The organism is Rhodophyticola sp. CCM32, from assembly GCF_004751985.1.
In the GTDB taxonomy this organism is placed as follows: Bacteria; Pseudomonadota; Alphaproteobacteria; order Rhodobacterales; family Rhodobacteraceae; genus Rhodophyticola.
Genome location: NZ_CP038492.1, coordinates 361,799 through 380,026, shown reverse-complemented (window position 1 = coordinate 380,026; position 18,228 = coordinate 361,799). Strand labels below are relative to the sequence as shown.

The following is an 18,228-nucleotide window of genomic DNA, read 5'->3' as shown; positions in this document are numbered from 1 at the left end:
TTTGCAGAGGCTGGCACAGCACCTCGCCACCCTACTCCGCGGCGCATCTGGCCTCGATCGCCTGCCAGATCTTCTCGGCGATATTCATCCCGTCGAATCGCTCCAGCTCCTGAATGCCGGTGGGGGAGGTCACATTGATCTCGGTCAGCCAGCCGCCGATCACGTCGATGCCCACAAAAACCTGCCCCTTCTCGCGCAGGAGCGGCCCGATCCGGGCACAGATTTCCAGCTCCCGCTCGGTCAGTCCGGTTTTCTCGGGTCGCCCGCCCACATGCATGTTCGAACGTGTCTCCCCTGCGGCAGGCACCCGGTTGATGCCACCCACAGGTTCACCATCCACCAGAATGATCCGTTTATCCCCGGCGCTGACATCGGGCAGGAATTTCTGGGCGATCAATGGCTCCCGGTTGATGCCGGAAAACAGCTCATGCAGGGAATTGAGGTTCCGGTCTTCCGGTGTCAGGCGAAACACCCCGGCGCCACCATTGCCGTAAAGCGGTTTCAGGATGATGTCGCCATGGCGCGCCTTGAAGGCTTTCAGCGTCTCCAGATCCCGGGCGATGGTTGTGGGCGGCGTCAGATCGGGGAAATCCAGCACCAGCAGCTTTTCAGGATAATTCCGCACCCAGAACGGGTCATTCACCACCAATGTGCCCGGATGAACCCGGTCCAGCAGATGTGTGGTGGTGATATAGCCCATGTCGAAAGGCGGATCCTGACGCAGCCAGATCACATCCCAATCGGCCAGATCAATCTCAACCTCTTCGCCAAGAGAAAAATGATCCCCCTGAACGCGCTGCACCCACAATGGCCATCCACGCGCGGTAACCCGGCCTTCCTGATAGGCAAGCCGGTCCGGCGTGTAGAAAAACAACGCATGCCCGCGCGCCTGTGCCTCTTCCGCAAGGCGAAAACTGCTGTCGGCATTGATATCGACCCGGTCAATCGGATCCATCTGAAAGGCGATTTTCAGGGCCATTGCCGCACTCCGTCCCGTATATGCCAAAACCCCAAGGGTTCCGCTTACATGGCGCGGCAGAGGCGGGCTTGCAATGGGCGAAATCACGGAGGGCGAAATCGCGGATCAGGCGCAAAGGGCGTTTTCGATAATCTCTATTGCGCCCAGATCATTCACCAATGCCACATCAAACCGGGCATCACTGTTCTGCCCCCGGGGCAGATGACCAAGATAGTCTGATGCGCTGCTATAGATCCGGCGCATCTGCCGCCGCGACAGCCGCTCTGCAGCACGGGCAAAACTGCGGCTTTTCTTGACCTCCACGAAAATCGTTTCGCCATCTTTCGTGGTCACCAGATCAATTTCACCGGCCCGTCCGCGCCAGCGGCGCGACAGAATCACATGGCCGGACCGCACATATTGCGCCGCCACCTGTTCCTCGGCGGCTTTGCCCGCAAGATTATTGATCCGTCCATTCATCCGTCATCTCCAAGTTTGAGGGCCGCCTGATAGACCACGCGCCGCGGCAGACCCAGCGCCTCCGCAACTTCGGTTGCGGCATCCCTGACCCGCAGAGTCTTCAGCGCCGCCCGCAAGGCGGTCTCAATCTCCTCTGCGCTGGCTTGCACGGGCTGTCCCCGCCCGATCACCAGCACGATTTCACCTTTCAATACCCGATCTGCGATCGCCTCCTGCACGGATGTGATGGTGCCGCGGATCACCTCTTCAAAGCGTTTGGTCAGTTCGCGGCACAGGGCAATCTGCCGATCTGCCCCCAGAACATGATCCAAAACATCTAACAATCGGTGAACACGTTTGGGGCTTTCATAAAGCACAAGCGTCGCGTCGATCTCTTTCAGGCCTTCCAGAAACCGTTTTTGCGCCGCGCCCGGGCCGGGCGGGAACCCTGCAAAAAGAAACCGGTCGCTTGGCAGCCCCGACACGGTCAGCGCTGCAAGTGCTGCCGATGGTCCCGGTGCGGCCATGACCGAAACCCCGTCTTCAATCGCCGCACGGCCCAGCTGATAGCCCGGATCGGCGACCAGCGGCGTTCCGGCCTCGGAAACATAGGCCACCGATTTCCCGTCGCCCAGCGCCGCCAGCAGGCGCGGGCGCTGCGCCGGTCCGTTATGGTCGTGATAGGCGATAAGCGGCCTGTCGCCAAGGGGCACCCCATGCAAGTCCATCAGCTTGCGGGCCGTGCGCGTATCTTCGGCCGCGATCACATCGGCGCTGAGCAGAATATCCAGTCCCCGCAGGGTGATATCGCGCGCGGCCCCGATCGGGGTCGCCACAAAATACAACCCCGGCGACAGCCGGACATGGCGCGCGGGGCTGGCGGCGGTGTTATAGACGGCGGGGCCGGGACCGGCGGGGAAATCGGGCATCGTCAAAGGCTCCGGCGGCGTTTACTTGCCGTGCTGAACGCACTAGGCTTGCCCGCGTTGATGACTGCCGCCCCAAGGGAGACAAGGACCCTCATGATCTCTGCTTTGCGTCGCTTCCGCAAGCCGTTCCGGCTGCTTTCCGTTTTCACCCTGACAGGATTTCTGGCGGGTTGCCAGATGGGTGTCCCCTCAGGCGGGCCAAGCGGCCCCAGGGTCTCGGGCCAGACCATCGAGGTGGCGATGCTGTTGCCTTATGGCTCGGCCAATGCCGGTGACGATCTGGTGGCGCGCAGCCTGGAAAATGCCGCGCGCATGGCGCTCACAGAGGTGCAGGGTGTCGACATCAACCTGACCGTCTATAACACCGCCGCCAGCGCCTCGCAGGCGGCCTCGGTCGCGCAGCAGGCGGTGAACGCGGGGGCCGATGTGATCCTCGGGCCGCTGCGTTCAGACGCTGCTGCCGCGGTCGGCGTGGCCGTGGCCCGCGCCAATATCAACGTGCTCAGCTTTTCCAACAACACCGAGATCGCGGGCGGCAATGTCTTTGTTCTGGGGCATACCTATGACAATACCGCTGCAAGGGTCGTCGGCTATGCGGCCTCTCAGGGGCGCAACCGGGTGTTGATCCTGCATGCGCGCAATCTGGCAGGCGAAGTCGCGCGCGAAGCCGTTGAACGTGCTGTTTTCAGTACCGGTGTCACCATCACCGGACGTGTGGGGTATGAGTTTTCCCAGAACGGCGTGGTTGATGCCCTGCCGGAGGTGATGAGCGCGATCCGCTCCACCGACACCAATGCGCTGATCCTGACCGCCGATGCATCCGGCGCCCTGCCGCTTTTCTCGCAGCTTCTGCCCGAAAACGGGCTGGATACGGAAGAGACCCGGGTGATCGGGCTGGCACGGTGGGATGCACCGCCGCAGACCCTGGAACTGTCGGGCCTGCAGGGCGGCTGGTTTGCCCTGCCCGACCCTGCAGCCGCCGCCGGTTTCGAGGCGCGCTATGCCGCCGCGAACGGGGACCCGCCCCATGTTCTGGCCGCGATCGGCTATGACGCGATGCGGGCGGTGGCCGAGACCGCCGCCAGTCAGGGGCGTCTGGGTGCGGCGGATCTGACTGCATCCTCTGGCTTTAACGGGGCGAACGGGGTATTCCGCCTCAGAAGCGATGGCACCAACCAGCGGGCCATGGCCATTGCGCAAGTGCAAAACAACCAGGTGACCGTGATTGACCCTGCCCCAAGACGCCTTGGACCTGCCGGGTTCTGACCCCGCGCCGCCGATCCCGTGTGAAGTGTCGGGGGCGGCGGATCTGATCTGCCCGGCGGTTGAGATTTGCGACACCGCAGCACTGCGCCGGCAGATCAAGGAAGCCACGCGCGATCTAACCGGGGCGCGCCAGATCCGCGCCGCTGTGGTCACCCATCTGTCTGCCGCACAGGAAGCCGGACGCGCCCGGATTGCCGAGGCCTTTGCCGCCGATCCCACCAGCGCACGCCGGGTGCTGCGCGCCTATGCCTATCTGACCGATGCCCTGCTGCATGAAGTGTTGCATGTGGCCGTCACCCGCCTGCATCCCAACCCCAACCCGACCGATGCGGAACGGGTCGCGGTGATGGCGGTGGGCGGCTATGGCCGGGGGGAGATGGCACCCTATTCCGATGTTGACCTGCTGTTCGTGACCCCGTGGAAAATGACCGGGAAAATCGAAAGCATCATCGAATCGACCCTGTATATGCTTTGGGATCTGCGGCTGAAGGTCGGCCATGCCAGCCGCACCATCAGGGATTGCCTGCGCCTGGGCAAAGAGGATTTCACGATCCGCACCACCTTTCTGGAAATGCGCCATCTGGATGGGGATGCGGCCCTGGCGGCCGAGTTGCAGGACACATTGCAAAGCCAGCTTTTCAACGGCACGGCGCCGGAATTCATCGAGGCCAAACTGGCCGAACGCGCCACCCGCCACCGCAAGCAGGGCGGTCAGCGCTATATGCTGGAACCCAATGTGAAAGAGGGCAAAGGCGGGTTGCGCGACCTGCAAACACTCTACTGGATCGCAAAATATCTGCACGGGGTGCAACTGGCCCCGGAACTGGTGGGGCTGGGCGTTTTCTCGGCCGAGGAATTCAACGCCTTCGACGCGGCCGAGCGGTTCCAGTGGTCGGTGCGCTGCCATCTGCATCTGATCGCCGGCCGGGCGCAGGACCAGCTGACCTTTGACATGCAGGTGCAGGTGGCCGCGCGCATGGGCTATACCGACCATGGCGGGCGCCGGGCGGTGGAACATTTCATGCAGGATTATTTCCGCCATGCCACCCGCGTGGGGGAGCTGACCCGGATCTTCCTGACCGCGCTGGAGGCCAGCCATGTCAAACAGGAGCCGGGATTGTGGAGACGGTTTCGGGGGCGCGCACGGCGCAAGGCGCTGAAACCGGGCTATGTGGTGAAACAGAACCGGTTGAGTGTCGCGGATGAGACGGCGTTTCTGGGTGACCGGCTGAATATGCTGCGCCTGTTCGAGGAAGGGTTGCGCACCGGGTATCTGCTGCATCCCGACGTGATGCGCATGGCCGCGGCCCATCGGGACCTGATCGACGACGACCTGCGCCGCACCTCAGAGGCGAACCGGATATTCCTTGATCTGATGCTGAAACACGGCAACCCGGAACGCAGCCTGCGACGGATGAACGAAGTGGGCGTGCTGGGCGCGTTCATCCCCGAATTCGCCGAGATCGTGGCGATGATGCAGTTCAATATGTATCACAGCTACACGGTGGATGAACATACGATCCAGGTCATCTCGACCCTGGCACAGATCGAACGGGGGGAGTTGATCGAGGAACTGCCCGTCGCCTCAGGTATTCTGGACCGGGGCGTGAACCGCAAGGTGCTGTATGTGGCCTGCCTGCTGCATGATATCGGCAAGGGCCGGAAGGAGGATCACGCAATCCTTGGCGCCCGGATCGCACGCAGCCTGTGCCCCCGTCTGGGGCTGAAACCGGCGGAATGCGAAACCGTCGAATGGCTGGTGCGCTATCATCTGCTGATGTCGGACATGGCGCAGAAACGCGACATTTCAGACCCGCGCACGGTCAGGGATTTTGCCAAGGCGGTGAAAACCAAGGACCGGCTGGATCTGCTGACCGTGCTGACGGTCTGCGATATCAGGGGTGTCGGACCCGAGATCTGGAACAACTGGAAGGCAACGCTGCTGAGAGGCTTGTACCGGGCCACGGCGATGGCGCTGGAAACCGGGCTTGAGGATCTGAACCGCGACAAACTGGAAAGCGAGGCCAAACGCGCCCTGCGCGAGGCGCTGAGCGGGTGGGAGAAACCGGCGCTGAAAGCCGAGATCAACCGCCATTACGGCCCCTATTGGCAGGGTCTTGATCTGGCCAGCCAGATCACATTCGCCAAGATGTTGCGCGATCTGGACAATGACAGGATCAAGATCGACACCAGACGCGATATCGACCGGGATGCCACGCGGGTCTGTTTCGCCCTGACCGATCACCCGGGCATTTTCAGCCGCCTGTCCGGCGCGTTGAGCCTGGTGGGCGCGAATGTGGTGGATGCGCGGACCTATACATCGAAAGACGGCTTCGCGACGGCGGTGTTCTGGGTGCAGGATGCGGATGGCAACCCCTATGAAGAGGCACGCCTGCCGCGTCTGAAGGGCATGATCGGCAAGATCCTGAAAGGGGAGGTCGTGGCCAGCGAAGCGCTGGAAAACCGCGACAAGATCAAGAAGCGCGAGCGGCCCTTTGATGTGCCGACCAATATCACCTTCGACAATGACGGCTCGGAAATCTACACGATCATCGAGGTCGACACCCGGGACCGTCCGGGCCTGCTTTACGATCTGACCAAAACCCTGGCCGCGGCCAATATCTATATCGCCAGCGCGGTCATCGCGACCTATGGCGCGCAGGTGGTCGATACATTCTATGTGAAAGACATGTTCGGGCTGAAACTGCACACGAAATCGAAACAGGATGGCCTGGACCGCAAGCTGCGCGATGCGATTGCGCGGGTTGCCGAACGGGCCGGGGCCTGAGCCGGGTGGCGGCGGCGCGCCCGATCCGGCTGATCAGCGGGTTTCTGACCGTCGGGATATGGACCCTTCTCAGCCGCGTCTTCGGCTTTGCCCGCGATATTCTGATCACCGGCATATTGGGCGCAGGCCCGGTGGCCGAAGCGTTTCTGATCGCCTTTTCCCTGCCCAACATGTTCCGCCGCTTCTTTGCCGAGGGCGCGTTCAACACCGCTTTCGTGCCGCTGTTTTCCAAGAAGCTGGAAGCGGAGGAAGATGCGCTTGGCTTCGCGCGGGAGGCCTTTGCGGGGCTGGCCACGGTTCTGATCCTCTTCACATTGCTGGCGCAGCTGATCATGCCCTGGATGGTTCTGGCCATGGCCTCGGGGTTTGCCGGTGATCTGCGGTTTGATCTGGCGGTCTCTTACGGGCGGGTCGCGTTTGGCTATATCCTGTTCATCTCGCTGGCAGCACTTCTGTCCGGGGTGCTGAACGCCACGGGCCGGTTTGCCGCCGCTGCCGCCGCCCCGGTATTGCTGAACATCATCCTGATCGGAGTGCTGGTTCTGGCGCAATCCGGTTTGCTGGAAAATGTGATCGGGGCCGATACCGTCCGGATTGACGGGGTCAGCCATCTTTACACCGGCCGCATGCTGGTCTGGGGTGTGCTGCTTGCCGGGGTCGCGCAGATGGCTCTGGTCTGGACGGCGGCGGCCCGGGCCGGGTTTCGGATGCGGGTCCAGATGCCGCGCCTGTCGCCTGATCTGAAGCGGCTGGCGATTATCGCGGCCCCCGCAATGCTGGCCGGTGGCGTGGTCCAGATCAATCTGCTGGTGGGCCGTCAGGTGGCCAGCTTTTTTGACGGCGCCATCGTGTGGCTAAGCGTTGCGGACCGGCTGTATCAACTGCCTCTGGGTGTGGTCGGCATTGCGATCGGCATCGTGCTGTTGCCCGATCTCTCGCGCCGGTTGCGGGCCGGGGATGATGCAGGCGGGCAAGACGCGTTGAGCCGTGCGGCAGAGATATCCATGGCCCTGACGATCCCGGCCGCCGTGGCGCTGATGGTGATCCCGATCCCGCTGGTCTCGGTTCTGTTCGGGCGCGGCGCCTTCGGCCCCGATGATGTGGCCGCCGCCGCCCTGGCGCTCACGGCCTATGGCGCGGGCCTGCCCGCTTTCGTGCTGCAAAAAGTCCTGCAACCGCTTTATTTCGCCCGCGAGGATACGCGATCTCCGTTTCGCTATGCGGTGGTGGCGATGGGGGTGAATGCGGTGGTGGCCGTTGGGCTGGCCATGGTGATCGGATTTCTGGGGGCGGCCATCGGCACCACAATCGCCGCCTGGGTCATGGTCTGGCTGTTGTTGCGGGGCACCCGGTCGATGGGCGAGGTCGCCTGTTTCGATGCCCGCTATCGCCGCCGGGTCTGGCGGATCGTCTTTGCCGCGATCCTGATGGGGGTGGTTTTGTGGGGGCTGGGCCTGATGCTTGGGCCGCTTCTGGGCACGGCGGGCTGGCGCTACGGCGCGCTGGCGGTGATGGTCGGGCTGGGCATGCTCAGCTATGTGCTGATCGGCCGGGCGCTGAACGCCTTCCATCTGTCGGACCTGCGCAGCGCCCTGCGGCGCGGTTAAAACGTAATCGTTTTATTCCGCACCATCGCCCATAGACGTTCTCTTGCGATATCAGCTATTTGCTACAGCATGCTGCCTTAAACCTGAGACATCGCGCATCACAAATGTCCCGAGAACGCGAAGCGTGGCAGGGCATTTGTGATTCAAGTTTAAGGCAGGGTGCTTTAATCGAGCGGCCGCGAGTTCTGGTTCAATGTGAACGAAACCGCTATGAACGCTGTCTGTTACAAAGGGTGGAAAACGCGCGTTTTCCACACGGATTTCTCGAGAAATCCTGCCCATTGCACCGTTACAATACCCCGCCTTTAGAGCAGGAATCGTTTAATCTGCACTATCGCTCATCGAAATTCGCGTTCTATAGCGTTTCGACTTACTGTTGAAACGCCTTTCGCTGCCTTTCGCCTTCGGCTCAAACGCGAAAGCCGTTGTCTCTGTATCCATGTAAAGTCGAAACGCATTGGATCAGAAGTTTGCTGACCCGGAGGCAGCGAATTTTGATTCAGATGAAACGATTTCTGCTCTAAGCTGAGACATGACGTATCTCCACTATCCCGAGAACGCAGAAGGTGCGGCAGGGTATTGGTAATTCAGGTTTTATGGTGGCGCGGTTAACGCTGGCGAAGCCGGTTCAGCAACCATTGCCACCCCCCGGGGCGGACCAGAAAGGACATCACAAACCCCGCCATGAACCCCGACAGGTTGGACACAAGCCGCCCGAATTCCAGCGCGTAAAGGCTGAAGACCAGTTGCACGATGGCCAGAACCGCGATCAGCCCGAAGGCGCGCGCGCCCTGCCGGTTCTGCCCGACCGCACCGATCCACACCACGAAGGTGAAGGCCCCGATCAGCCCGTATGCGCCCGGAAAGCCCCCCACCAGGGGAAATTCACTGCCTGATAGAAACACAAAGCCAAGCCCCCCGACCACAGAGGAGATCAGAAACACCGCCAGAAACGCGGCTTGTGAAAACACCTCGGCCACCAGTTTGCCCAGGGCCAGAACAAACACCACAACCAGGATCGCATGGGTCGCCGAGACATGGATCAGCGGATAGGTCAGAAACCGGCGCCATTCGCGGAACGGAAAGCTGCGATTGTCCAGCATCCAGTCCATGACCCGGGTCCAGACGCCGAATTCATTGACCCCATTCTGCCGCCAGCCCAGCCCGCCCGCACCGCCCAGAAACCCGGCCTGTGCCAGTTGGAACAGCGCCTCGATCCCGCCGATGATCACCGCCAGCGCGATCACTGCCGGGGGCAACGCGTTGAAGGGACTGGCATTGGAGGTCTGCATCGGATCTGTTCCTTGGTTGACGGACCCTTTGGTTGACGGGCCTGCGCGCCATGGGTAAGCGAGGCCAGCGCCGATGGCCAGAGGGCATCGGCAAGGTCATGAGGTCAGATCAACGATGTCCACACCATCTTTCACCCCGCGGGTTTTTTCAGGCATCCAGCCGTCAGGCGACCTGCATCTGGGCAATTATCTGGGCGCAATCAAGAATTTCGTCGAAATGCAGGAGGCGCGCGAGTATGAAACCGTCTATTGCATGGTCGATCTGCATGCGATCACCACCTGGCAGGACCCTGCGGATCTGCGCCGCAACACGCGGGAGCTTTGCGCCAGTTTCATCGCCTCGGGCATCGACCCGGAGAAAAGCATTCTGATCAACCAGTCCCAGGTGCCGGAACATGCGCAGCTTGGCTGGGTGTTCAACTGCGTGGCGCGGATGGGCTGGATGGGGCGGATGACGCAATGGAAGGACAAGGCGGGCAAGAATGCCGAAAACGCCTCTCTCGGGCTGTTTGCCTACCCGTCCCTGATGGCCGCCGACATTCTTGTCTATCACGCCACCCATGTGCCCGTGGGCGATGATCAGAAACAGCATCTGGAACTGACCCGCGACATCGCCACCAAATTCAACCATGATTTCGGTGTGCCGTTCTTTCCGATCATCGAACCGGTGATCAAGGGCGCGGCGACCCGGGTGATGTCCCTGCGGGACGGCAGCAAGAAAATGTCGAAATCCGACCCGTCCGATGCGTCGCGGATCAATATGACCGATGATGCGGATGCGATTGCCAGGAAGATCAGGAAGGCAAAAACCGACCCCGACCCCCTGCCCGACAATATGGCCGGGCTGGCGGAGCGACCGGATGCCCGCAATCTGGTGAATATCTATGCCGCATTGGCGGATATGGATCCACAGGCGGTACTGGATCAGCATGCCGGATCCCTGTTCGGGCATTTCAAACTGGCCCTGGCGGATGTGGCCGTGGAAAAACTCGCCCCCATCGCGGGGGAGATGGCGCGGCTGATGGATGACCCGGGCGAGATTGACCGGATACTGGGACGGGGTGCCGAAAGGGCGCGGGAGATCACCGTGCCTATTCTGGAGCAGGCTTATGATATTATGGGCATGATCCGAAGCTGAGGCGTTTCGTGAAAACCTGACACATCCGGGCAATCGGACAGACCGGGGATTGCGCCGCGCAAAAGCGCGTCGCGAAGGGCGTATTTGTGACAAGAAGAAGGGGCGGGCAGGTCAAGCCAGCCTGTCGGGGTGCTGCAAGCTGCGCAAAACCGCACGTCTGCCCTGCGCCAGTGGGTATTTGGGCGGTCCGGCGGGGCGTTATATCTGCTCTGCAAAGGAGACCCCCATGCCCTATACCGCAGCCGCCGACACCCGTGTCGGCCATATTCATCTGAAAGTCGCCGATCTGGACCGGGCGATTGCGTTTTATCGCGATGTACTTGGGTTCGAGATACAGCAGCGCTATGGTGATCAGGCCGTGTTTCTGTCAGCGGGCGGCTAGAGCAGAAATCGTTTCATCTGACTCAAAATTCGCTGCCTCCGGGTCAGCAAGCTGCTGATCCAATGCGTTTCGACTTTACATGGATACAGAGACAACGGCTTTCGCGTTTGAGCCGAAGGCGAAAGGCAGCGAAAGGCGTTTCAACAGTAAGTCGAAACGCTATAGAACGCGAATTTTGATGAGCGGTGGTACAGAATAAAACGATTTCGCTATATCACCACCATATCGGGCTGAACACCTGGTTCAGCAAAGGCAGCAGCCCGGCGCCCGGGGGCCATACGGGTCTGTTCCATGCGGCTTTTCTGTATCCTGATCGTACCGCACTGGCCCGTGCTGTGGCGCAGGTGATGGCCGCAGATGTGAGGATCGAAGGCGCCTCGGACCATGGGGTCAGCGAAGCGGTCTATCTGTCCGATCCCGATGGCAACGGGATCGAACTGTACCATGACCGCGCGCCCGGGGACTGGCCCCGCCAGACCGATGACACCCTGACGATGACACCCAAAGCACTGGATTTACAGGATTTGCTGGCCGGGATTGAGCGCAGCCCCGCCGAAACCTAAAACTTTCACCGTCCCGGGCTGGATTTTTGGGGCATGGCGTTTATATTGCAATCCACAATCCGCGACTTCACACTCTGGGGGAGCATTCTCATGACATATCAAACCAAAATCAAACCGACGCCAGAGGTTGTTAAGGTGCTGGCGAAACCAACTGACAAACCGGTGCCGGTCAAGCCGAAACCCAGTGCGATGGATTATCAGCTTGGGTTTAAGTCTGGACCTATGACCTAAATGCCGCCATGGTCCTTCCCGACAACGGGAGGGTATCTGGATGGCAACCGGCAGCAATATCAAAACCTATTTCGACGGCGCGTGGCATGATGGCGATGTTTCCATCATGCGCGCCGCCGATCACGGGGCCTGGCTGGGCACCACGGTTTTTGACGGTGCGCGCCATGTGGATGGTATGGCCCCTGACCTGATGGCCCATTGCGCCCGGGTGAACCGATCCGCCGCAGCACTGATGCTGAAACCGACCCACAGCACGCAGGAGATATTCGACATCGCCTGGGAAGGGTTGAAACGCTACCCGAAAGGCACACCGATCTATATCCGCCCGATGTATTGGGGCATCAATGGCGGCCATATGGGGATTGTGCCCAAAGATGACGCCACGGGCTTTGCGATCTGTCTGGAAGAGATCCCCATGGCCAAGCCCGAGGCAACCTCGCGCCTGACCACAACGCAGTTCCACCGCCCGGTGCTGAGCGATAATGTGACCAATGCCAAAGCGGGCTGCCTTTACCCCAATAATGCACGGATGCTGGCCGAGGCGAACACCAAGGGCTATGACAATGTTCTGGTGGCCGATGCGATGGGCAATGTCGCCGAAACCGCAACCGCCAATATCTTCATGATCCGCGACGGGGTGGTGTTTACGCCCATTGCGAACGGCACATTCCTGTCCGGCATCACCCGCGCGCGGCATATCAGCAACCTGTGGGCGGACGGGTACGAGATTCGCGAGGAGGTGTTGAGCTTTCAGCAATTCCGTGAGGCTGACGAGGTTTTCATGTCCGGCAATCTCAACAAAGTCACCCCGGTGACCGAGTTTGACGGCACCGATTATCAGGTTGGCCCGGTGACCCGCAAAGCGTTGGAGCTTTATTGGGATTGGGCGAATTCCGCTGAGAGCTGAGCTGTCATCGGGCAATGCTGCTAAATCCGTTGCATGGCCCTGCCCTTCGCGCCATGCTGTGCCACCGGAGGGACCTGAACCATGCGTAAATTTCTAGTGGTGCTGGATGACACCCGCGAATGTCTGAACGCGATGCGGTTCGCGGCCATGCGCGCAGCCAGGACCGGCGGCGGGGTCGAGATATTGTCGGTGATACCGCCTGATGAGTTCAACCATTGGATCGGTGTCGGTGAAGTGATGCGTGCCGAGGCGCGGGAACGGATCGAGGCGCATTTCAATGTCTTTGCCAAATGGATGCGGGACCGGCAGGGGATTGACCCGGAACTGGTGATCCGTGAAGGCGAACCGGTGGATGAAATTCTGGCCCAGGTGCATGATGACCCTGAGGTGGGTGTGCTGGTGCTGGGCGCAGGGACCGGGAAGGGCGGGCCGGGACCTTTGGTCAGTGCGCTGACCAAAAGTGCAGGCAGCCTGCCCATGCCGATGACGATTGTGCCGGGCGAATTGTCGAAAGAGCAGCTGGACCAGATCACCTGAGGGCAGGCACGGGCCCCTGCCATCTGCGGCCCCGGCCACACAACTTAGAATCGTTCCAAAACTTGACTTTTGGGGCCGCGACGCGCATATCAAGGCAACCCTTCAAGGATATACGCAGATGTTCATCCAGACCGAATCGACCCCCAACCCCGCAACGCTGAAATTCCTGCCCGGCCTGACCGTGCTGGAGATGGGCACTGCCGATTTTCCGAACGCCGATACGGCGGAAAAATCGCCGCTCGCCAGTCGGATTTTCGCGGTTGAGGGGGTCTCTGGCGTGTTTTTCGGCACCGATTTCGTGACCGTCACCAAGGCGGAAGCCATCGACTGGGATCATGCGAAACCCGCCATTCTGGGCGCGATCATGGAGCATTTCCAGTCCGGCGCCCCGGTGATGGAGGGTGAGGGCGGCGGAACCGGCGGCCATGCGGAACATGATGGCGAAGATGCCGAGATTGTGGGCCAGATCAAGGAGCTTCTGGATACACGCGTGCGCCCCGCCGTGGCGCAGGATGGCGGCGACATCACCTTTCACGGGTTTGATCGCGGTGTCGTCTATCTGCATATGCAGGGCGCCTGCGCGGGCTGCCCGTCTTCGACACTGACGCTCAAAATGGGTATTGAAAACCTGCTGCGCCATTACATTCCCGAAGTGTTGGAGGTGCGTCCGGTTGCCGTCTAGGCAAGGGTGCGACGGGAATAGTGCGCCCGTGCCCCGGATCACCGGGCGCTGCTATTGCGGTGCGGTAAAGATAACTGCGCAGCACCTCCCGCAAACTATCTCTTACTGTCATTGCATCGACTGTCGCAGAATTACCGGCACGCCTGTTGCAGCCTTTGCCGCATTTTCTGAAGATGACCTTTGCCTGACACCGGACCAGGGGCCTGCTGTCTCACATACACCGGGAGTAGAACGCTGGTTTTGCAGGGATTGCGGATCACCGCTTGCCGCCAGGTTCGATTATCTGCCCGGTCAGGTCTATGTACCGATCGGCCTGCTGGATCAGGCCGCAGAGTTTGAACCACAGTTGCACAGCCATGCGGATGCATGCCTGCCCTGGCTGCATATTGATGACACGGCACCCCGGCACCACGGCAGTTCACGCAACAGCCTTCAGGCCGCGAAACCCGATGCGGACAGCCAAGCGTGACATCTGACAGACAGATGCGATACCCCGGGCACCAACAATATATGACACCGCAGCAGAAAGGGCCGGGTGGTGATCCTCTCATTTGACACATCCGCCGCGCATTGCGCGGTCGCACTTCTGTCTGGCACCGGCTCCTGCGACGCCCGGCAGGAGCCGATGAAAAAAGGCCAGGCCGAGGCGCTGATGCCGATGATTGCGCAGATGATGGGCGCGCGGGATGTCGCCCCCGCTGATCTGACCGCGATTGGTGTCGGGATCGGCCCCGGCAATTTCACAGGTCTGCGGATCGCGGTTTCTGCAGCGCGCGCCATGGCGCTTGCCCTGAAGATCCCTGCGATTGGCGTCTCAAGCTTTGAGATGTTGCGCGGGGTGGATGGGCTGACCGATCCGGCGCCGCAACTGGTCTGCCTGCCCGGCCCCCGGGCAAGCGCCTATGTGCAATTATTCCGAAACAGACAGGCCCATGGCCCGGCGCAGCAGATCGACCCGGCGAACCCGCCGAAGGATCTGACCTTACCGCAGGATGGTTCCGTGATGGGGCATGAGGCCCGCGCAATCGCACAGGCCCTGGGGCTTGCCCCCCCACCCATCCTGCCGAATTGACGGATTATGCGGCCCCGCTGGCGCGGATCGCCCTGGCAAAGCTTCATACTGGCCAGACAGGTCCGCGCCCCGCCCCGCTTTACGTCCGGCCTGCGGATGCCGCGCCCTCGAAACTTGCCGCGCCGGTCATTCTGTCATGACACCGGCGCAGATGGCGCTGATCCATGCGCGCGCCTTCACCACGCAACGCCCGTGGAGCGTGGCAGAGTTCAAAACCCTTCTGGCCCAGCCCTCCACCCGCATGTTGCCCGATGAAAACGGGTTCCTTCTGCTGCGTATTCTGCCGCCGGACGCCGAGATCCTCACCCTTGCCGTCCTGCCCGGGGCACAGCGTCAGGGCATTGCCCGCGCCCTTCTGAACAAGAGCGAAACTCTGGCCCGGGCCGAGGGGGTGACCCGCCTGTTTCTGGAGGTTGCCGCTGGCAACAGCTCTGCCCGCGCGCTTTACCGCAGCGCAGGGTTTGACGAGACGGGCACCAGACCGGGATATTACACCCGACCCGACGGCACCCGCGACGATGCGGTGATGATGGCCCGCGAAATCCGGGCCTGAACGACGCGAAACCGCATAAAAGCAACCCGGCACGACCCCCGCGCCCGCAGAATCCGGTTGACCACCCCGCCCGGCTTTGCCCTTATTCCATGCAGGGATCAAAAGATCTTTGCTTGCGGGCAACCTGCTCGCCCTGCCACCAATTGGGAGTATAAAAATGAGCTTGATGAAATCTTTGCTGGGTGCGGCCGCGGCAACAGCGCTGAGCGTGACAGCCGTTCTGGCCGATGGCCCGGCGATTATCTTTGATCTCGGCGGCAAATTCGACCGCTCGTTCAACGAGGCCGCATTCAACGGCGCCCAGCGCTGGGCCGAGGAAACCGGCGGCGAATATCGTGAGATCGAATTGCAATCGGATGCCCAGCGGGAACAGGCGATGCGCCGTCTGGCCGAAGCCGGATCGAACCCGATCGTGATGGCGGGCTTCAGCCAGGCCTCTGCGCTGGAAGTGGTGGCGCCCGATTATCCTGACACAACTTTCGTGATCATTGACGGCGTTGTCGACCAGCCCAATGTCCGCTCGGTCATCTTCTCTGAACATGAGGGGTCGTATCTTGTTGGCATGCTGGCCGCCATGTCCTCGGAATCCGGCACGGTCGGCTTCATCGGCGGCATGGATATCCCGCTGATCTCGCGCTTTGGCTGCGGCTATGCGCAAGGTGCTGTGGCGGTGAACCCGGATGCGACGGTTCTGGCCAATATGACGGGCACCACGCCCGCCGCCTGGAACGACCCGGTGCGCGGTGGTGAACTGACCCGTGGCCAGATCAGCCAGGGGGCCGATGTCGTCTATGCCGCCGCCGGTGGCACCGGTCTGGGCGTTCTGCAGACCGCAACCGACGAAGGCATTCTGTCAATCGGTGTGGACAGCAACCAGAACTATCTGCATCCCGGCTCTGTCCTGACCTCGATGGTGAAACGCGTGGATGTGGCGGTTTATGACGCCTTCACCAACGGCGCCGATCTGGAAACCGGCCTGTTTGTCTTCGGCCTGGCCGAGGAAGGTGTCGGCTATGCGCTGGACGAAAACAACGCCGAACTGATCACCGATGAGATGCAGGCCGCGCTGGATGAGGCCCGTGACGCCATCATCGCAGGCGAAATTCAGGTCCATAACTTCTCGGATGACGGCACCTGCCCGGTGGCGATGCAGTAAGCCTGTGGGGCGCGGGCGGCAGATAGACATGGCCGCCCGCGCGCACGCGCGCGCCCCGCGCATCATACATGATCTTTCAAGGGCCGCACCGGTCACCGGAAAGCGGCCCTTGCCTTGATGAAACCACCGGCATGACACGCCATACGACCCTGTCAGGACCAGCCGATGACACAGACCGCCCCCGCGATTGAGCTGAAAGGCATCTCGAAAGCCTTTGGCCCGGTACAGGCCAACAAGAATATCTCGATTTCCGTGCAGCCGGGCACGATCCATGGGATTGTCGGCGAAAACGGCGCCGGGAAATCGACGCTGATGTCGATCCTTTACGGGTTCTACAAGGCCGATGCGGGCGAGATTTTCATCAATGGCACGCTGACCCCCATCCCCGACAGCCAGGCCGCCATCAGCGCCGGTATCGGGATGGTGCATCAGCATTTCAAGCTGGTGGAAAACTTCACCGTTGTGGAGAATGTGATTCTCGGGGCCGAGGATGGCGCGTTGCTGCAACCCTCCATCGCCAAGGCCCGGAAGCTGCTGACCGAACTGGCCCATGAATACGGGCTGGAGGTGGACCCCGATGCCATCGTTGAAGAGTTGAGCGTCGGGCATCAGCAACGGGTGGAGATTCTCAAACAGCTCTATCGCAAGGCCGATATCCTGATCCTGGACGAGCCCACAGGCGTGTTGACCCCCGCCGAGGCCGATCAGCTGTTCCGTATTCTGGGGCGGTTGAAGGATGAGGGGAAAACCATCGTCCTGATCACCCATAAGCTGCGCGAGATCATGGATGTGACCGACACCGTATCGGTGATGCGGCGCGGGGAGATGACCGCGACCGTCAGGACATCCGACACCTCGCCCCAGCAACTGGCGGAGTTGATGGTGGGCCGCAAGGTTCTGCTGCGTGTGGACAAGAAACCGGCCACGCCCGGGGCCACGATCCTGAGTGTCGACGATCTGCGGGTCAGAGACGGCCAAGGGGTTGAGCGGCTGAAGGGCATCTCTTTCAATATCCGGGCAGGGGAAATTCTGGGCATTGCCGGGGTTGCCGGAAACGGGCAGACCGAATTGCTGGAAGTTCTGGGCGGGATGATCCCGGCACAGGGCGGTACGGTCATGCTCAACAATGACGCGATTGACCTGACCGGCAAGCATTCCGATGGCCGGTCCCGGCGCAAGCGCGGCATTGCCCATGTGCCGGAAGACCGCCAGCAGGAAGGTCTGATCATGGCATTCGAAGCCTGGGAAAACGTGGCCTTCGGCTATCACCATGATGCGAAATATCAACGCAACGGTCTGTTGATGAACAATGCCGCGATCCGCGCCGACACAGTGGCCAAGATGGAACGCTATGATGTGCGCCCGCCCAATCCACGCCTGCCGGCCCGCAATTTTTCAGGTGGCAACCAGCAGAAAATCGTCGTCGCCCGCGAGATGGAACGCGGCCCCGATCTGCTGCTGATCGGGCAACCCACACGCGGGGTGGATATCGGCGCCATCGAGTTCATTCATGAACAGATCATCGCGCTGCGCGATCAGGGCAAGGCGATTTTGCTGGTCAGTGTGGAACTGGATGAGATTCTGGGCCTCAGCGACCGGATCGCGGTGATGTTCGACGGGCATTTCATGGGCGAGCGTCTGGCGACAGAAACCGATGAACATGAACTGGGCCTGATGATGGCCGGTATGACCAAAGGGGCCGCGTAAG

General features: G+C 61.3%; 19 protein-coding genes and 1 pseudogene. 16 read left to right on the top strand and 4 right to left on the bottom strand.

Annotated elements, in window-relative coordinates; genetic code table 11:
• Positions 1–31: 31 nt before the first annotated feature.
• The 3 genes from gshB to rsmI form a co-directional block, all read right to left on the bottom strand.
• Complete coding sequence (gshB, locus tag E2K80_RS01870) at positions 32–973, bottom strand: glutathione synthase (protein ID WP_135376440.1); 942 nt, start codon at positions 971–973, stop codon at positions 32–34.
• Between the two features lie 111 nt (positions 974–1,084).
• A complete protein-coding gene (locus E2K80_RS01865) occupies positions 1,085–1,438 on the bottom strand; it encodes a YraN family protein (RefSeq protein ID WP_135372222.1) in 354 nt (117 codons plus the stop codon).
• Positions 1,435–2,346: a 16S rRNA (cytidine(1402)-2'-O)-methyltransferase gene (gene rsmI / locus E2K80_RS01860; protein WP_135372220.1), complete on the bottom strand. Its 912-nt coding sequence runs from the start codon at positions 2,344–2,346 to the stop codon at positions 1,435–1,437. Before rsmI ends, E2K80_RS01865 begins: the two co-directional genes overlap by 4 nt.
• A gap of 93 nt (positions 2,347–2,439) precedes the next feature.
• Here rsmI and E2K80_RS01855 point away from each other — a divergent pair, with 93 nt between their 5' ends.
• The 3 genes from E2K80_RS01855 to murJ are packed head-to-tail and all read left to right on the top strand — an operon-like array spanning position 2,440 to position 8,007.
• Positions 2,440–3,612, top strand: coding sequence for a penicillin-binding protein activator (locus E2K80_RS01855; protein ID WP_135372218.1), 1,173 nt, complete (start codon positions 2,440–2,442; stop codon positions 3,610–3,612).
• A complete protein-coding gene (locus tag E2K80_RS01850; RefSeq protein WP_135372216.1) occupies positions 3,572–6,400 on the top strand; it encodes a [protein-PII] uridylyltransferase in 2,829 nt (942 codons plus the stop codon). The genes E2K80_RS01855 and E2K80_RS01850 overlap by 41 nt, the downstream gene beginning before the upstream one ends.
• A gap of 5 nt (positions 6,401–6,405) precedes the next feature.
• Positions 6,406–8,007, top strand: a complete 1,602-nt coding sequence (gene murJ / locus E2K80_RS01845) for a murein biosynthesis integral membrane protein MurJ (protein WP_135372214.1) — start codon at positions 6,406–6,408, stop codon at positions 8,005–8,007.
• 608 nt (positions 8,008–8,615) lie between these two features.
• On the opposite strand, the gene E2K80_RS01840 is transcribed toward murJ, so the two are convergent.
• Positions 8,616–9,299 (bottom strand): rhomboid family intramembrane serine protease, encoded by a 684-nt coding sequence (locus E2K80_RS01840; protein WP_135372212.1) that lies wholly within the window; start codon positions 9,297–9,299, stop codon positions 8,616–8,618.
• Between the two features lie 115 nt (positions 9,300–9,414).
• Here E2K80_RS01840 and trpS point away from each other — a divergent pair, with 115 nt between their 5' ends.
• From trpS to E2K80_RS01785, 13 genes and pseudogenes are all read left to right on the top strand, one after another.
• Entirely contained in the window at positions 9,415–10,437 is a 1,023-nt protein-coding gene (gene trpS / locus E2K80_RS01835) for a tryptophan--tRNA ligase (RefSeq protein ID WP_135372210.1), read from the top strand.
• A gap of 226 nt (positions 10,438–10,663) precedes the next feature.
• Positions 10,664–10,819: a VOC family protein gene (locus E2K80_RS01830; protein WP_135372208.1), complete on the top strand. Its 156-nt coding sequence runs from the start codon at positions 10,664–10,666 to the stop codon at positions 10,817–10,819.
• A 212-nt stretch (positions 10,820–11,031) separates the two neighbouring features.
• Positions 11,032–11,382 (top strand): annotated as a pseudogene (locus E2K80_RS01825) (VOC family protein); the annotation flags it as partial.
• Between the two features lie 90 nt (positions 11,383–11,472).
• On the top strand, positions 11,473–11,613 hold the full coding sequence (locus E2K80_RS19000; protein ID WP_168193070.1) for a hypothetical protein: 141 nt from the start codon (positions 11,473–11,475) through the stop codon (positions 11,611–11,613).
• Between the two features lie 40 nt (positions 11,614–11,653).
• Positions 11,654–12,520: a branched-chain amino acid aminotransferase gene (locus E2K80_RS01820; RefSeq protein WP_135372204.1), complete on the top strand. Its 867-nt coding sequence runs from the start codon at positions 11,654–11,656 to the stop codon at positions 12,518–12,520.
• A gap of 81 nt (positions 12,521–12,601) precedes the next feature.
• Positions 12,602–13,057 (top strand): universal stress protein, encoded by a 456-nt coding sequence (locus E2K80_RS01815; protein ID WP_135372202.1) that lies wholly within the window; start codon positions 12,602–12,604, stop codon positions 13,055–13,057.
• Between the two features lie 118 nt (positions 13,058–13,175).
• Positions 13,176–13,739, top strand: a complete 564-nt coding sequence (locus tag E2K80_RS01810) for a NifU family protein (RefSeq protein ID WP_135372200.1) — start codon at positions 13,176–13,178, stop codon at positions 13,737–13,739.
• A 28-nt stretch (positions 13,740–13,767) separates the two neighbouring features.
• Positions 13,768–14,208: a GFA family protein gene (locus E2K80_RS01805; protein ID WP_238475620.1), complete on the top strand. Its 441-nt coding sequence runs from the start codon at positions 13,768–13,770 to the stop codon at positions 14,206–14,208.
• A gap of 69 nt (positions 14,209–14,277) precedes the next feature.
• Positions 14,278–14,811 carry a tRNA (adenosine(37)-N6)-threonylcarbamoyltransferase complex dimerization subunit type 1 TsaB gene (tsaB, locus tag E2K80_RS01800; RefSeq protein WP_238475619.1) on the top strand — a complete coding sequence of 178 codons (534 nt, stop codon included), beginning with the start codon at positions 14,278–14,280 and terminating at the stop codon, positions 14,809–14,811.
• A complete protein-coding gene (locus tag E2K80_RS19385; RefSeq protein ID WP_238475618.1) occupies positions 14,808–14,951 on the top strand; it encodes a hypothetical protein in 144 nt (47 codons plus the stop codon). The genes tsaB and E2K80_RS19385 overlap by 4 nt, the downstream gene beginning before the upstream one ends.
• On the top strand, positions 14,948–15,364 hold the full coding sequence (locus tag E2K80_RS01795; protein WP_135372198.1) for a GNAT family N-acetyltransferase: 417 nt from the start codon (positions 14,948–14,950) through the stop codon (positions 15,362–15,364). Before E2K80_RS19385 ends, E2K80_RS01795 begins: the two co-directional genes overlap by 4 nt.
• 157 nt (positions 15,365–15,521) lie before the next feature.
• A complete protein-coding gene (locus E2K80_RS01790; RefSeq protein ID WP_135372196.1) occupies positions 15,522–16,520 on the top strand; it encodes a BMP family lipoprotein in 999 nt (332 codons plus the stop codon).
• A 165-nt stretch (positions 16,521–16,685) separates the two neighbouring features.
• The gene (locus E2K80_RS01785; protein ID WP_135372194.1) at positions 16,686–18,227 is read left to right on the top strand and encodes an ABC transporter ATP-binding protein; all 1,542 of its coding nucleotides are present in this window, start codon (positions 16,686–16,688) and stop codon (positions 18,225–18,227) included.
• Position 18,228 lies beyond the last annotated feature (1 nt).

Excerpts from the sequence above, each read along its gene's own strand:
- E2K80_RS01820 (WP_135372204.1), top strand. The coding sequence starts at position 11,654 with ATGGCAACCGGCAGCAATATCAAAACCTATTTCGACGGCGCGTGGCAT.
- E2K80_RS01790 (WP_135372196.1), top strand. The coding sequence starts at position 15,522 with ATGAGCTTGATGAAATCTTTGCTGGGTGCGGCCGCGGCAACAGCGCTG.
- E2K80_RS01815 (WP_135372202.1), top strand. The coding sequence starts at position 12,602 with ATGCGTAAATTTCTAGTGGTGCTGGATGACACCCGCGAATGTCTGAAC.
- E2K80_RS01830 (WP_135372208.1), top strand. The coding sequence starts at position 10,664 with ATGCCCTATACCGCAGCCGCCGACACCCGTGTCGGCCATATTCATCTG.
- E2K80_RS01865 (WP_135372222.1), bottom strand. The coding sequence starts at position 1,438 with ATGAATGGACGGATCAATAATCTTGCGGGCAAAGCCGCCGAGGAACAG.
- E2K80_RS01795 (WP_135372198.1), top strand. The coding sequence starts at position 14,948 with ATGACACCGGCGCAGATGGCGCTGATCCATGCGCGCGCCTTCACCACG.
- E2K80_RS19000 (WP_168193070.1), top strand. The coding sequence starts at position 11,473 with ATGACATATCAAACCAAAATCAAACCGACGCCAGAGGTTGTTAAGGTG.
- trpS (WP_135372210.1), top strand. The coding sequence starts at position 9,415 with ATGTCCACACCATCTTTCACCCCGCGGGTTTTTTCAGGCATCCAGCCG.
- E2K80_RS01840 (WP_135372212.1), bottom strand. The coding sequence starts at position 9,299 with ATGCAGACCTCCAATGCCAGTCCCTTCAACGCGTTGCCCCCGGCAGTG.
- E2K80_RS01810 (WP_135372200.1), top strand. The coding sequence starts at position 13,176 with ATGTTCATCCAGACCGAATCGACCCCCAACCCCGCAACGCTGAAATTC.
- E2K80_RS01855 (WP_135372218.1), top strand. The coding sequence starts at position 2,440 with ATGATCTCTGCTTTGCGTCGCTTCCGCAAGCCGTTCCGGCTGCTTTCC.
- rsmI (WP_135372220.1), bottom strand. The coding sequence starts at position 2,346 with ATGCCCGATTTCCCCGCCGGTCCCGGCCCCGCCGTCTATAACACCGCC.
- E2K80_RS01785 (WP_135372194.1), top strand. The coding sequence starts at position 16,686 with ATGACACAGACCGCCCCCGCGATTGAGCTGAAAGGCATCTCGAAAGCC.